This window comes from Ruegeria haliotis, assembly GCF_013377785.1.
GTDB lineage: Bacteria > Pseudomonadota > Alphaproteobacteria > Rhodobacterales > Rhodobacteraceae > Ruegeria > Ruegeria haliotis.
Genome location: NZ_JABXWT010000001.1, coordinates 126,378 through 140,181, shown reverse-complemented (window position 1 = coordinate 140,181; position 13,804 = coordinate 126,378). Strand labels below are relative to the sequence as shown.

Here is a 13,804-nt window from a genome sequence, read left to right as displayed (position 1 = left end):
CTAAACCAACTTGGGGAGTAACCACATGAAATTCACTTCACTTCTAGCAAGCGCCGCCGTGGCGCTGGGTCTGGCGACGGGCGCCGTGGCCGAGGACAAGACCAAAGTCGGCTTCGTATTTGTCGGCCCGGTGGGCGACGGCGGCTGGACCTATGAACACAACAAAGGCCGATTGGCGGTCGAGGAAGAATTCGGCGACAAGGTTGAAACCGTGTTCGTTGAATCGGTGCCCGAAGGCCCAGACGCCGAGCGTGTCATGACTCAGATGGCGCTGGAAGGCGCGGATCTGATTTTCACCACCTCATTCGGCTACATGGACCCGACCATCAACGTGGCCAAGAAATTCCCGGACGTGAAGTTCGAGCACGCGACGGGCTACAAAACCGCCGACAACGTGTCGGTCTACTCGGCCCGTTTCTATGAAGGACGCGCCGTTCAGGGCCACATTGCGGGCAAGATGACCAAGTCGAACACCATCGGCTATATTGGCTCATACCCGATCCCCGAAGTGATCCGGGGCATCAACTCGGCCTATATCCACGCCAAGAAGGTGAACCCGGATGTCGAGTTCAAGATCGTCTGGGCCTACACTTGGTTTGACCCTGCGAAAGAGGCCGACGCCGCATCGGTTCTGATCGAACAGGGTGCGGACGTGATCCTGCAACACACCGACTCGACTGCACCACAAGCGGCTGCGCAAGAGGCTGGCAACGTGATCACCTTTGGTCAGGCCTCGGACATGAGCGAATATGCCCCGATGCCGCGCGTATCCTCGATCATCGACAACTGGGCGCCCTACTACATTGCGCGAACTCAAGCTGTGATGGATGGCTCGTGGGAGACCGTGAACACCTGGGACGGTATTGCACAGGGCATGGTGGAGATCGGCGAGATTTCGGACGCGGTTCCCGCTGATGTGAAGGAAGAAGCACTGGCGATGAAGGCCGCAATGGCCGATGGCAGCTATCACGCTTTCACTGGCCCGCTGAAAAAGCAGGATGGCAGCGACTGGCTGGCCGAGGGCGAAACCGCCGATGACGGCACATTGGCCGGTATGAACTTCTACGTCGAAGGGCTGGAAGGCGAAATCCCGCAGTAACTGGGACGCTATCAAGAAGACTGGGGCTGGCCTTTGGGCTGGCCCTTTTTCTTTTCCGTAGGCAGGGTGCAATTGACGCCAGTTTTGCAAAAAACTGATAGGACACATAGAGGCACCGATTAGGTAGAAAACGGATATGACGACCGACGCACAAGGGCACGCCCGGTGGTGGATACTGGGCGCTATGGGAGCCGTATTGGGCGTGATCCTCCTGGACGAAACTGTGATCAGCGTCGCCCTGCCAACCATCCAGAAGGATCTAGGCCTGTCCCGATTGAATGCGCATTGGATCGTTAATATCTACCTTCTTGTTCTGGCCTGTTTTGCCGGGGCCGCAGGCCATCTTGGGGACGTACTGGGTGTACGGTGGTTGCTTAGCGCAGGGTTGCTGATATTCGGGCTTGCCTCGGCGTTTGGTGGATTTTCTGAAAACGGCTTGGCCTTGATGACGGCAAGAGCGGTTCAAGGCGTCGGCGCGGCCCTCATTTTCCCCTTGTCTCTGGTGGTTTTGATCCGCTCGTTCAGTGAAGATGAACGTGGCTTGGCACTTGGCCTTTATGGTGGAATCGGGACGATCTTTTTGTCCTTGGGACCATTGGTTGGCGGCTTGCTGACCGAGTATCTGTCATGGCGTTGGATATTTTGGGTAAATCCACCGATCGTTTTGATCGTTTCAGTGATTACATGGACCTTTTGGCGCGATCAACCGCATCACCGTGAACAGGGCTTCGACTGGAAGGGCTTGCTATTACTAGTGACAGGTCTGGCCGCCACGGTATTCTGCGTCATGGAAGGCCCGGACCGTGGCTGGATACAGCCAAAGGTTCTGGTGGCAATGTCAGCGGGCTTGATCTTGCTTTCGTTATTCGTCTTTGTCGAAATGAGAACCACCAACCCTATGATCGCTGTATCATTATTCGCAGACCGCAACTTTGCTGCGTCCAACCTGATCTTAATGACAGCGCAGTTCGGAAAAATCGTGCTATTTGTTTTTGGTGCGTCTTACTTCCAGTCCGAGCTGAGGTATTCCCCACTCGCCGCAGGTGCCGCGCTTTTGCCGATAGCTATACCGCAAGTGTTTATCGCACCACTGGCAGGCAAGATTGCTGACCAATTTGGAACGCGCAAACCACCACTCATCGGTCTGCTTTGTGGGGTCCTTGCCCTTTTGATGGTATCAATCGGCATGCTGTACGCACTGGATAAGGTCATCTTTTTGGCATTTCTTGCGTGGGGCTGTTGCGTGCCATTGCTTTTTGTCCCACCGCGTCGGGCGGTGATGTCGTCAGTTCCACCCAATCTTCGCGGCCAGGCAAGCGGGATATCCATGACATTTCAACTATTAGGCGGAACCGTTGGCATGGCACTTGGCAGCACCGTTTTCGCCATCACGAGTTCGTTTCCGTTGGTATTTGCGTTCGTAGCAGCCCTCGCAACATGTGTTCTGGCCTATTCTTTTGTCTCACTGGATCGGCAAAGGGTCCCGGGCGGCTAATCCGAAATTAATTGATCCGCAAAAAGAGCCCAATGCCGAATTTCAATGCCCGCTCAGCACCAGTGTATTAACCGGCATCAAGATAAGACGCAGGCGCAGCCCTGCCGCATGAACAACACCGATAGTGTCAACCACGTGCAGAAATGCCTTGTGCCAAAACCCAAGGTTTTCATCCTCAAGCTTTTCATGGTTGTCCGTGTAGACATTCGCCAGACAGTTACTGCCCGGCGGCACATCATCCGACATACCTTTATAAAGCGGCTCCATGTAAACCAGAATCGAGCCCGGGTTTGTGTTCGCCTGAACATCGCGCAACTCGTCCGAGGGCCGGATTTGCCCCGACGGGATGACGTCCTGCACCTCAACCACGACGACCGGGATCACTGTGAAGGGTTTGGTCATACAGCCAAGCTCTCCGATCATGCCCGGTTTGATGACTTGCGCGGATAGCTGAGTGAAGGCTGCCTGAAACCTGTCATGACCCGAGGATGAGGGCACCAGAATACCCGCCGGTCGCAACAGAGGGCTGACATAGTCCCCCACCTGCAGGCCAAATTGCTCGATCCTGCCGGTGACACCGGCTTCGACGACTGTTTTGTCCAACTCGGTCAGGGCCGCATCCAGCTGTGCACTTGCGCTGGCGAGTTGGGCGGGGATCAATTCCTCGATTTGTTGAACGACGGCGGCACGCTGCGCCTTGGCAGCTGTAACTTGCGCTTCTCGTTCGGCGACAAGGTTCTCGAGCCGATCAATCTCGGCCAATCGCACCGCACTGGAGCCTTCGTCGCGCAATGTGGTGTTACGTTCCAGATCTTCAAGCGACTGCGCCAATGCTGCACTTGCTCCGGCGATCCCGGCGTGAGCGTTGGCCAGGTCTGTTTCAGCCACCTTCAGGGATGCCTGCACCTGGGCAATCTGCGCATTCGCAGATTGGACCTGCGCGGTTTGGGTGAAATCCTCGATCCGGAATATTGGCTGGCCAGCCGTCACCAGTTCGTTGTTCCGGACGTAGACTTCCGAAACACGCCCACCCAGCTGCGGCAAGATCGTGACGGTCCGGAAATAAGAGGCGGCCGTTTTGCTGGCAGGATGGAAATAGAACAGCGTGGTGATCACGGTCAGCGCCAGAATGGCACAGGTGGTCAGCCCCCAGCGCAGCTCGTACCACATAGTGAACAAGGTGATTTCATGGCCGATCCGCTTGCCCTGAACAAACCTGCGGAACAGATAATCGGGCAGCACGGTGACCAGCGCGCACATCAGTGTCTCAAGCATATCTTATTGCTCCTGCGGTGCGGTGGTGTCTTGTTTCTCAACCGGCATTTCCGCAACGACCGGATCAGGCTCGCGTTGCGGCGCCAATGATCGGATCGCGTCGGCAATCGCCCGCAGCGGAGCAGCAAAGTCAGGGAACTGGAATCCGGCCACCAGAATGGCAGCCACCCAGAATAAGCCATTGTGCGTAAACAAGGCCAGCAAAGCCAGAATACCCACCAACTGAAACTGAGGGTGATTGGTTTCATGGGCCATCTTTTCCGGGATCGAATGCAGGGTGAAATAGGCGACCCCAATCAATACAATCAACGCGACCGTGAAAACGACCATGAACGTGAAAAGATAATCACTTCCGTCCGCCTGGGTCACGTAGGACGGAATATGTCCTGTGGCCATCGGGTGCAGTTCTGCGGTGCTCACCCAACCCTCCTGTCTGTGTTTCTTCCTCTTTGGATGGGTTGATACACAAATTCAAGCCTGCTTATAGTTCCTTACGTCCACTGCGGACCCTTTAATAACCGCGCAAGGCCCACATGAAACGTGAATACGCAGTCAGGCAATCCGGAATGCACCCGGTTGATTCCTCGACAAACCATGATTGATTTCCTCATTATCGGTGGCGGCATTGCCGGGCTCAGCGCTGGTGCGCGCCTGTCTCGACACGGGACCGTGACTGTTTTGGAGGCAGAAGATGCCCTTGGCTATCACGCGTCAGGCCGTTCGGCTGCCCTGTTTGAACAAAGCTATGGTCCGCCATCCGTCGTCGCGCTGAACAAAGCCGGCGCCGAGTATATGCGGTTGGAGAATGGCGGTTACCTGACACAGCGCGGACTGATGCTGGTGGCGGCGATGGATCAGGCTGATGCGTTTCAGAACGATCGTGCCAGCCTGAACATGCAAAGCATGTCGATGGATCAAGCCGTATCGCGGGTCCCTATCCTGAACCCTGAGGCAGTCGGATACGTCGCTATCAGTGAAGCCGCCTTTGACATCGATACCGACCGATTGCTGCAGGACTTTGCACGAACCATTCGCCACAACGGCGGCACTGTTCTGAGCAAAAGAAAAGTCACCAGAATATGCAAAGGACCGCATTGGACAGTCGAGGCTGGACAGGTCTTTGAAGCCCGTAATTTAGTGAACGCGGCAGGGGCGTGGGTCGATGAAATCGCGTCTATGGCGGGGATCGCTCCAATCGGTATCTCGCCTCGCCGCCGGTCGATGGCCCGCCTGCCTGCCCCCGGCGGGCATGACGTTTCAAATTGGCCGATGATGCTGGGCGCAGGGGAAACATGGTACGCCAAACCGGATGCAGGAAAGCTCCTGGTTTCCCCGTCCGAGGCTGATCCCGTTCCGCCGCACGACGCTTATGCAGATGATATGATTCTTGCCGAAGGAATCGCCCGATACGAAGCACTGGTAACCGAACCCGTAACACGTGTCGAAACAAACTGGGCCGGGTTGCGCAGCTTTGCCCCGGACGGAACTTTGGTGCTTGGCCCTGACCCTACAGAGCCTTCGTTTATCTGGTGCGCCGGTCAGGGCGGATACGGTTTTCAAACGGCACCTGCTGCGTCGCAATTGCTGGCAGATCTGGTGACAGGCAAAGCGCCTGCGATAGATAAGGATATGATTTCCATGCTTACTCCAAACCGGCTCAACAGATGATCAAACGCATCCCTCCTTCATCGGCAAGCGTTGCTTCTGCCGCGGATAACGGCAAGATGGTCGCCCCTGCTGCGTCCCGGAATTCGGATGTGTTATGTGAGCTGTTGCAGGATTGGGCCCCGCGCCAAGGCCGGGCGCTTGAGATCGCAAGCGGTACCGGTCAGCACGTCTGCGCCTTTGCCGGGCACCTGCCAAACCTGACATGGCAACCGACCGAAATTAACTCCGAACGCCGTGCCAGCATTGATGCCTACGCAGCAAACCTGCCCAACATAGCGAGGGCAGCTGAATTGGATGCAACGTCTGGCGGCTGGCACTCACAGTTTGCACCCCTGGACTTGGTCGTTCTGGTCAACCTGCTGCATCTTGTCAGTTGGGACGAGACGGAGACCCTTGTTTCCGAGGTGGCACAAGCGTTGTCGCCAAAGGGCAGGTTTATCCTGTACGGCCCTTTCAAACGGGCGGGGCATCTGACCAGCGACGGGGACAGGCGATTCCATGAAGCGCTCATCCTTCAGGACCCCGAGATTGGGTATAAGAATGATGACAGCATAGCCGACTTGATGTCCGCGCAGGGTCTGGATGTCATTGACGTGATCGAGATGCCGGCAAATAATCTTGCATTCATCGCCGAGGCACGCGCCACCTGATCAAGATCAAAGTCAGGCCGGGGTGACCTGCATCATATTCCATTTACATGATGTGAATAAGGGAACTACCAATGGCATGGCAAGAAAAGCTGTCGGACACACGCAAAGGATTGCACAATCTCAACAGCACCATTCCCGATACCACCCGTGCGTTTGGGGCACTGGGAAAAGCCGTAAAAGAAGGCGGAACGCTGGATTACAAGACCAAGGAATACATCGCATTGGGGATGTCGATCGCGGTCAGATGTGAACCCTGCATTTCCTTGCACACCGAAGCGCTGATCAAAGCGGGCGCAACGCGCGACGAGGTGTCGGATGTATTGGCCATGGCCATTCAGATGGGTGGTGGACCATCCATGATGTACGCGGCCAAGGCGCTGGAATGCTATGACGAACTGAGCGTATGAAAAAACCCGCCAGAGGCGGGCTTTGGTAAGGCGGCACCGTTCCCCGGGCCGCCTTTCTTGTTTGAATCAACCGTTCATGCGGATGGTTTCGTTCTTCGGGTCATAGGGGCTGTCGCACGTCACAACGGCATCCCACAGCTTGTCCTGCATCTTGACCTGCAGCTTGGTGCCTTCGACTGCCAATTCGGGCTTCACATAGCCCATGCCGATCGATTTTTCGAACGCCACCGAATAGCCGCCCGAAGTCAAACGGCCTACGCGCTCACCTTCGGGCGTGTACAGCACTTCGCGGCCCCATGGGTCTGCATCGTCTGGTCCGTCGATCAGCAGGGTGCAGCATTTCACACGCACGCCGGTTTCTTCCATCTTAGCCTTGCCGTGGAATTCTTTGGACAGGTCAACAAAGCGCGGCAGATCGGCTTCCAGCGGGTTTGCGTCACGGCCCAGTTCGTTGCCGAACGCACGATAGGATTTCTCCTGACGCAACCAGTTCTGCGCACGTGCACCGACCAGCTTCATACCATGCTTTTCACCCGCCTTTTCCAGCAGGTCGAACAGGTAGTTCTGCATCTCCATCGGATGGTGCAGCTCCCAGCCCAGCTCACCTGTATAGGCTACGCGGATCGCATTGACCGGGCACATGCCAAGCTCGATCTGACGCGCCGAAAGCCATGGGAAGCGTTTGTTGGACAGTGCCGTTTCCGGATCAGCGTCGTTGATGACATCCTTCAGAACGTCACGCGATTTGGGTCCAGCGATGGCGAAGACGCCCCATTGAGTGGTCACGTCTTGGATTTCGATATAGCCGAACTCGTCCATCTTGTCTTCGGCCGCCTTGCGCAGGTAATCGGCGTCATACTCGGTCCAGGCACCGGCGGAGACGATGTAGTAGTTGTTCTCGCCGTTACGGACGATGGTGTATTCGGTGCGGGTGGTGCCGTGCGACGTCAGTGCGTAGGTCAGGTTGATACGACCGATCTTGGGCAGCTTGTTGCAGGTGAACCAGTCGAGGAACTGAGTGGCACCCGGGCCTTTGACGACATGTTTGGTAAAGGCGGTCGCATCGATCAGGCCAACACCCTCGCGGATCGCCTTAGCTTCTTCGACAGCATGTTGCCACCAGCCGCCACGGCGGAAGGACCGCGCGTCATGGTCAAAGTTCTCGGGCGCGTCCAGTGGGCCATAGTAATTCGGACGTTCCCAACCATTGACCCAGCCGAATTGAGCACCGCGTGCCTTCTGACGGTCATAGGCCGGTGCAGTCCGCAGCGGACGGGCGACAGGGCGCTCCTCGTCCGGGTGGTGCAGGATGTAGACGTGATCGTAGCATTCTTCGTTCTTGCGTGCCGCGAACTCGGTGGTCATCCAGTTGCTGGCGTAACGCTTGGGGTCCAGCGAGGCCATGTCGATCTCGGCTTCGCCATCGACCATCATCTGCGCCAGATAATAGCCGGTGCCGCCCGCTGCGGTGATGCCGAAGCTAAAGCCCTCAGCCAGCCACATGTTGCGCAGGCCCGGTGCCGGGCCGACCAACGGGTTGCCGTCGGGCGTATAACAGATCGGACCGTTGAAATCGTCCTTGAGGCCGCTTTCCTCACAGGAGGGGACGCGGTGAATCATCGCCATGTACTGCTCTTCGATCCGCTCCAGATCCAGCGGGAACAGGTCAGCGCGGAAGCTGTCCGGTACGCCGTGTTCAAAGCAGGCAGGCGCGTTCTTTTCGTAGACGCCCAGAATCCAGCCACCGCGTTCTTCGCGGACATAAGACTGCGAGTCGGCATCACGAATGACGGGATGCTCGGCACCGCCATTGGCCCGGTATTCGACCAGCGCAGGATCCTGATCCATGACGATGAACGTGTGTTCAACCGGGATCGCGGGCATCTTGATACCCAGCATCTTGGCGGTGCGTTGCGCGTGGTTGCCCGATGCGGTGACCACATGCTCGGCAGTGATGACGATCTGTTCGTCCGAGGCCACCAGATTGCCGCCCTGCTCGACCATCTTGGTGCAGGTGACTTCCCAATGGGTGCCGTTCCAGTGGAACGCATCGGCCTGCATCTTACGCACAATGTCAACGCCGCGCTGACGCGCGCCCTTGGCCATCGCCTGCGTCACATCGGCGGGGTTAATGTAACCATCTGTGTTGTGATAGATCGCGCCTTTAAGATCCTCGGTGCGGATCAGCGGCCAGCGTTCCTTGATCTGATCGGGGGTCAGCCATTCGTAAGGAACCTCGCAAGTCTCGGCGGTCGAGGCATAGAGCATGTATTCATCCATACGCTCCTGCGTCTGCGCCATGCGCAGGTTGCCGACGACGGCGAAACCTGCGTTCAGGCCAGTTTCATCTTCCAACTGCTTGTAGAAATCGACCGAGTACTTGTGGATGTGGGTCGTCGCGTAGGACATGTTGAACAGTGGCAGCAGACCGGCGGCGTGCCACGTGGAACCCGACGTCAGCTCGTCCCGCTCAATCAGCATCACGTCATCCCAGCCCGCTTTGGCCAGATGATAGGCAATCGAGGTTCCGATGGCGCCGCCGCCAACAACCAGTGCTTTGACTTGGGTTTTCATATCCGGGCGTCTCCCCTTGAATTAAGTTGACACCATATGGCGCACTTAAATGGGTAACCGCGACATTCATCCGACCAGTGATATGAAAAAAACGACCCGCGTGTGAGATGCGGGTCGAAAAACAGTAACTCTCGGGCTCTATCAACCGCCAGATCGGCAACGTTTGCTGGTTCCGACTTTCGTACAGATCAACTTGCCACCGCCCATCTGGGGTTTCTGTTCCACCCCTTCCTCGGCCAAGATCAGCACCAGTGCGTTTCGGTACGCTGTCTGTATCAGCGCATCACTATCCGGCGCTTCACCGCCTGTCGCATCCAGCACGGCAGCAGGGGCGATACCTTCCATAAACGAGTTAAAAACCTGCACTGCATCATCAGATTTCAGTTTGTTTTCAACCGCTGCATCGGCCCGGAGTTTCACCATCACCCGGCGTAACTCCAACATCTCAGTTGCAATTTCCGCCTCAAGCTCGGGCTGTACCTGCACGCCCTTTCCGATTGTCGAGATCGGGTCCTTCAGAAGCCCGTTCAGCCCATCGTAGTCGATGGCGCCAAGAAGGGTGCGCACCGAATCATCCGACGCATCTGCCCGCACCCTGATCTGGATCTCGTCGTCGAATCCCACCCAACCATCGAAAACCCTGTGTGCCAACCGATCTTGTCCGGACGGCACATTCATTTCGGCAAATCCGACGCCCCCCAGAACCGCAAATCCCTGATAGTCTGGCTGATAGGCAATCTTGCTTGCTGAAATCTCGGCCATACCGCTCATGACGCCTTTGGACTTTGACAACTCGTTGCGAAACGCCTCGACCCAGATGGTTTCATCGCCGTTGACGTATTGCCACCCGTTCGCTGCAGCTTTCTTGGCATCCTGATTGCCGGTTTCAGGCCAAACGGGGGCTCTGTTTCCTTCGGACAATGCGCGACGTGACCACCCTTCGGGAGCCACTGGCAAATACGACCGCGGGCTCGCAAAAACTGCCTCGTCGACGACGCCAATACGCGACGAGACTGAGACGAGATATGCTTGCGGGCTCAGGCCGCCCTCCACGGCTTTGGATTGCTGAGCATAATCCAGCCCTGCAACGACCAGCCCGCAAATGGCTGCAAAACCCGCAATGTGTTTTACGCTCATTGAAATCTACCCTTCAAAGCTCAATCCCCGAGATCCCGGATTATTTGGACAATTTGAGGGCGCAATACGGGCAGTGTTTGGAAAACCCGAATGCATCAGCCCGTCAGAATCTTTCCGGGGTTCATGATATTGTGAGGGTCCAGCGCGGCCTTGATCGCCGCCATGTATTGCGTCGCAGCACCGAGTTCTTTGATCAGATACGGACGTTTACCCTGTCCAATGCCATGTTCACCAGTGCAGGTACCCTCCATCGAAATGGCCAGATCATTGAGCCAACTGACGAACTCATCAGCCTTGGCTATTTCCTCTGCGTTTTCCATGTCGATCAACGGCAGGGTGTGAAAGTTGCCATCCCCCACATGCCCAACAATCGGAGCGATAAGGCCCAACTCGGTCGCCTTGTCTTGCGCGGCGACAACGGCCTCAGCCAATCGCGAGATCGGAACGCACACATCCGTTGAAATTCCTTGCGCGCCCGGTCGCAGTTGCAGGCAGGCCCAATACATGTCGTGGCGCGCCTGCCAGAGCTTGTTGCGCTCTTCCGTGCTGGAGGTTGCCGCAAAATCGGTTCCGCCGAATTCCTCGGCAATCTGCCCGAAAGTATCCGCCTGTTCGGTCGCTCCGGTTTCGGAGCCGTGAAACTCCAGCAGCAGCAAAGGCGTTTCCGGTAAGCTCAGCCCAGAATAGGCATTGGCGGCCCTGACCGACATCTCATCCAGCAATTCGATGCGTGCCACCGGAATGCCGTACTGGATCGTCATCATCACCGCCTGACATGCATGGTCAACTGTCGGGAAAGAACAGCGGGCCGAGCTGATTGCTTCGGGGATACCTTGCAGGCGCAAGGTCAGCTCGGTGATGACACCCAAAGTCCCTTCAGCGCCAATCAGCAAGCGGGCCAGATCATATCCGGCCGAGGATTTTCTGGCGCGCTGCCCCGTTCGGATAATCTGACCGTCCGGCATGACCGCCTCGAGGCTGAGAACATTGTCTTTCATCGTGCCATACCGCACCGCGTTGGTACCCGAAGCGCGAGTGGCCGCCATGCCGCCCAACGAGGCGTTCGCACCGGGATCGATGGGAAAGAACAACCCTTGATCGCGCAGATGGGTATTCAGATCCTCGCGCGTGACGCCCGGCTGAACAACGCAATCGAGATCTTCGGCATGCACCGCCAACACCCGATTCATCTGTGTCAGATCAACCGAAACCCCGCCCGCAGGTGCGTTCACATGTCCCTCCAGCGAGGTCCCTGTGCCGTAAGGGATGACCGGCACCTTGTGAGTGGCGCAGGTTTTGACGATCTCCGCGACCTCTTGGGTCGTATGTGGAAAGACCACCGCATCCGGGCTCTGGTTGGTAATCCAGGTGGTCGTATGGCCATGCTGCTCGCGGATCGCGGCGCCGGTTTGCAGCCGGTCGCCGAACCTTTGCTTTAAAATGCCAATCGCAGCTTCAATCCCGGACTCGTTTCGCGGCAAAGCGGTTGCCTGTACCATGGTCATCCTCCCCTGCCCGTAAAGATCACGGGCCTTTCAGTGCATGACTAAAAGGCCCGCCGGATCGGGGCAATACCCACAAGTCCGGATGTCTTATTCGCCCAACGCAATTCCTTCACGTCGCGGGTCCGCGCCGCCACTCAGGTTTTCGCCGATTTCAATAGCGTGCAGACCCGAGGTCAGATCGCGCGGATTCACTTCGAACCCGATCCCGATCAGGGCGTCGGCGTAGCCTTCTGCGACAGTCTCAAGCTCGACATCGTAGGTGCCAAACCGATTGACCAGATGCGGCAACGACACGGCCTGTTGCACATCCATACCCCAATCAGCCCACGCGATGATCGACTTGGCAACATAGCCAATGATACGACTGCCGCCGGGCGAGCCGATCGCCAGAACCGGGGCTCCATCCTGCATGACGATGGTCGGACTCATGGATGAGCGCGGCCGCTTGCCGGGCTCAAGCCGGTTGGCGATCGGTACGCCCCCCTGATGGGTCTTGAACGAGAAGTCGGTCAATTCGTTGTTCAACAGGAACCCGCTGGTCATCAGACGCGAGCCAAATCCGTTCTCAATAGTAGTCGTCATCGACAACACGTTGCCATAGCCATCCACTATCGAGATATGCGAGGTCGAGGGCAGTTCTAACGACACATCATCTGCCCAATTTGACGCGTGGTCGAATTCAGGATTTCCGGGGGCTACCTCGGTCAGAGCGGCCTCGGCATTCAGCAACACCGCGCGCTCGGACAGATAATCCGGATCAACCAGACCCGTTGTAGGCATGGGAACAAAATCGCTGTCGGCCATGTAACGGCCCCGATCCGCAAAGGCGAGGCGCGAGGCTTCTCCGATCAACCGCCAGGCCTCGACACTCTCGGGACCCATCCCGGACAGATCATAGGTGCTCAACATGCCCAATATCTGACCGACCGTCAGTGCCCCAGACGATGGCGGGCCCATTCCGCAGACCTCATAGGCGCGGTATGCCGCGCAGACCGGTTCACGTTCGATCACCTGATACAGGGCCAGATCCGTTCCCGACAAAACACCGGGATTGTCAGGCGCCGTCCGAACGGTGCTGACGATGCCAGAGGCGATCTCTCCGCCATAAAACCCCGCCGCGCCATCTGCGGCCAGTACCCGCAGCGTTTCGGCGTAATCCGGGTTCATCAACCGATGCCCCTGCTGCAGCGGCGCACCGCCCGGCAGGAAGTACTCAGCGGTCACAGGAAAGCGCGACAGCCGCTCTGCGTCATTTTCAACCAGGCTGGCCAGCCGGGGGGACACTAGAAACCCCTCATCCGCCAGCCGGATACCGTCAGTGAACAGCCCGGGCCAGGGGGACCGACCCCAACGGCGATGCGCCTCTTCCAGCAACGCAGGCGTGCCCGGAGTTCCGACCGACAAGCCGCCGACAACGGCATCAAAGAATTTCAGAGGTTCGCCGTTTTCGTCTTGAAACAGCGTGGGCGTCGCCGCCAAAGGCGCCGTTTCCCGCCCGTCCAATGTGATCAACTGCCCGCTAACCGCATCATACCAGATCAAAAACGCGCCACCGCCCAGGCCCGAGGATTGCGGTTCGACCAGCCCCAGCACGACCTGTACCGCAACCATTGCGTCCGCCGCAGAACCACCCGCGCGCAGAACCTTGGCCCCGGCTTCAACCGCTAGCGGATTGGCTGCCGCCACCATCCAGTTCTCAGACTCGATAGGAACGCCCGCAGCCTTTGCCTCAAGCGACGCGATGACTTCTTCGGTGAGGGCCTGAACCTGCCCTTCGGACGCGCCTTCGGGAGCAACGGCATCGGCGGTTTCCTGTGCAAAACCCGGCGCAGAAAAGGCCACGGCAGAAAGTAGTAGTCCTGAAATCCGACTGGTACGCATCCTATCCTCCAAATCATTCTTGCTTTCAACACTGTACGCGTGTCGCCCGTTGGACAACCACAAGCGGCAGCATGACTTGGCTACGGCAGAGTTTCGCCACCTCGATAAGGATC

The 13,804-nt window shown here is 57.5% G+C and carries 11 protein-coding genes; 5 read left to right on the top strand and 6 right to left on the bottom strand.

Going from position 1 to position 13,804, the window contains the following annotated elements:
* The first annotated feature begins 25 nt into the window (after positions 1 to 25).
* Both HW561_RS00690 and HW561_RS00685 read left to right on the top strand, forming a co-directional pair.
* A complete protein-coding gene (locus HW561_RS00690) occupies positions 26 to 1,099 on the top strand; it encodes a BMP family ABC transporter substrate-binding protein (RefSeq protein ID WP_176861298.1) in 1,074 nt (357 codons plus the stop codon).
* A 136-nt stretch (positions 1,100 to 1,235) separates the two neighbouring features.
* Positions 1,236 to 2,594, top strand: a complete 1,359-nt coding sequence (locus tag HW561_RS00685; protein WP_176861296.1) for a DHA2 family efflux MFS transporter permease subunit — start codon at positions 1,236 to 1,238, stop codon at positions 2,592 to 2,594.
* A gap of 42 nt (positions 2,595 to 2,636) precedes the next feature.
* Here the strand turns inward: HW561_RS00685 and HW561_RS00680 are convergent, their stop codons facing one another.
* Together HW561_RS00680 and HW561_RS00675 are read right to left on the bottom strand one after the other, a co-directional pair.
* Complete coding sequence (locus tag HW561_RS00680; RefSeq protein ID WP_176861295.1) at positions 2,637 to 3,869, bottom strand: HlyD family secretion protein; 1,233 nt, start codon at positions 3,867 to 3,869, stop codon at positions 2,637 to 2,639.
* A gap of 3 nt (positions 3,870 to 3,872) precedes the next feature.
* Positions 3,873 to 4,265, bottom strand: coding sequence for a hypothetical protein (locus tag HW561_RS00675; RefSeq protein WP_176862221.1), 393 nt, complete (start codon positions 4,263 to 4,265; stop codon positions 3,873 to 3,875).
* Between the two features lie 198 nt (positions 4,266 to 4,463).
* Between HW561_RS00675 and HW561_RS00670 the strand changes: the two genes are divergently transcribed.
* The 3 genes from HW561_RS00670 to HW561_RS00660 all read left to right on the top strand — a co-directional run bounded on the left by HW561_RS00670 (position 4,464) and on the right by HW561_RS00660 (position 6,594).
* Positions 4,464 to 5,537 carry an NAD(P)/FAD-dependent oxidoreductase gene (locus tag HW561_RS00670; protein WP_176861293.1) on the top strand — a complete coding sequence of 358 codons (1,074 nt, stop codon included), beginning with the start codon at positions 4,464 to 4,466 and terminating at the stop codon, positions 5,535 to 5,537.
* On the top strand, positions 5,534 to 6,187 hold the full coding sequence (locus HW561_RS00665; protein ID WP_176861291.1) for a DUF938 domain-containing protein: 654 nt from the start codon (positions 5,534 to 5,536) through the stop codon (positions 6,185 to 6,187). Before HW561_RS00670 ends, HW561_RS00665 begins: the two co-directional genes overlap by 4 nt.
* Before the next feature lie 71 nt (positions 6,188 to 6,258).
* Complete coding sequence (locus HW561_RS00660; protein WP_176861290.1) at positions 6,259 to 6,594, top strand: carboxymuconolactone decarboxylase family protein; 336 nt, start codon at positions 6,259 to 6,261, stop codon at positions 6,592 to 6,594.
* Positions 6,595 to 6,660: 66 nt separating this feature from the next.
* Here the strand turns inward: HW561_RS00660 and HW561_RS00655 are convergent, their stop codons facing one another.
* From HW561_RS00655 to ggt, 4 genes are all read right to left on the bottom strand, one after another.
* Positions 6,661 to 9,168, bottom strand: coding sequence for a GcvT family protein (locus HW561_RS00655; protein WP_176861288.1), 2,508 nt, complete (start codon positions 9,166 to 9,168; stop codon positions 6,661 to 6,663).
* A gap of 141 nt (positions 9,169 to 9,309) precedes the next feature.
* The gene (locus tag HW561_RS00650; protein WP_176861286.1) at positions 9,310 to 10,305 is read right to left on the bottom strand and encodes a hypothetical protein; all 996 of its coding nucleotides are present in this window, start codon (positions 10,303 to 10,305) and stop codon (positions 9,310 to 9,312) included.
* A 95-nt stretch (positions 10,306 to 10,400) separates the two neighbouring features.
* On the bottom strand, positions 10,401 to 11,804 hold the full coding sequence (locus HW561_RS00645) for an FAD-binding oxidoreductase (RefSeq protein WP_176861284.1): 1,404 nt from the start codon (positions 11,802 to 11,804) through the stop codon (positions 10,401 to 10,403).
* A gap of 93 nt (positions 11,805 to 11,897) precedes the next feature.
* Positions 11,898 to 13,691, bottom strand: coding sequence for a gamma-glutamyltransferase (gene ggt / locus HW561_RS00640; protein ID WP_176861282.1), 1,794 nt, complete (start codon positions 13,689 to 13,691; stop codon positions 11,898 to 11,900).
* Positions 13,692 to 13,804 lie beyond the last annotated feature (113 nt).

Coding starts and splice junctions, on each gene's coding strand:
- HW561_RS00690 (WP_176861298.1), top strand. CDS start 26: ATGAAATTCACTTCACTTCTAGCAAGCGCCGCCGTGGCGCTGGGTCTG.
- HW561_RS00685 (WP_176861296.1), top strand. CDS start 1,236: ATGACGACCGACGCACAAGGGCACGCCCGGTGGTGGATACTGGGCGCT.
- HW561_RS00680 (WP_176861295.1), bottom strand. CDS start 3,869: ATGCTTGAGACACTGATGTGCGCGCTGGTCACCGTGCTGCCCGATTAT.
- HW561_RS00675 (WP_176862221.1), bottom strand. CDS start 4,265: ATGGCCACAGGACATATTCCGTCCTACGTGACCCAGGCGGACGGAAGT.
- HW561_RS00670 (WP_176861293.1), top strand. CDS start 4,464: ATGATTGATTTCCTCATTATCGGTGGCGGCATTGCCGGGCTCAGCGCT.
- HW561_RS00665 (WP_176861291.1), top strand. CDS start 5,534: ATGATCAAACGCATCCCTCCTTCATCGGCAAGCGTTGCTTCTGCCGCG.
- HW561_RS00660 (WP_176861290.1), top strand. CDS start 6,259: ATGGCATGGCAAGAAAAGCTGTCGGACACACGCAAAGGATTGCACAAT.
- HW561_RS00655 (WP_176861288.1), bottom strand. CDS start 9,168: ATGAAAACCCAAGTCAAAGCACTGGTTGTTGGCGGCGGCGCCATCGGA.
- HW561_RS00650 (WP_176861286.1), bottom strand. CDS start 10,305: ATGAGCGTAAAACACATTGCGGGTTTTGCAGCCATTTGCGGGCTGGTC.
- HW561_RS00645 (WP_176861284.1), bottom strand. CDS start 11,804: ATGGTACAGGCAACCGCTTTGCCGCGAAACGAGTCCGGGATTGAAGCT.
- ggt (WP_176861282.1), bottom strand. CDS start 13,691: ATGCGTACCAGTCGGATTTCAGGACTACTACTTTCTGCCGTGGCCTTT.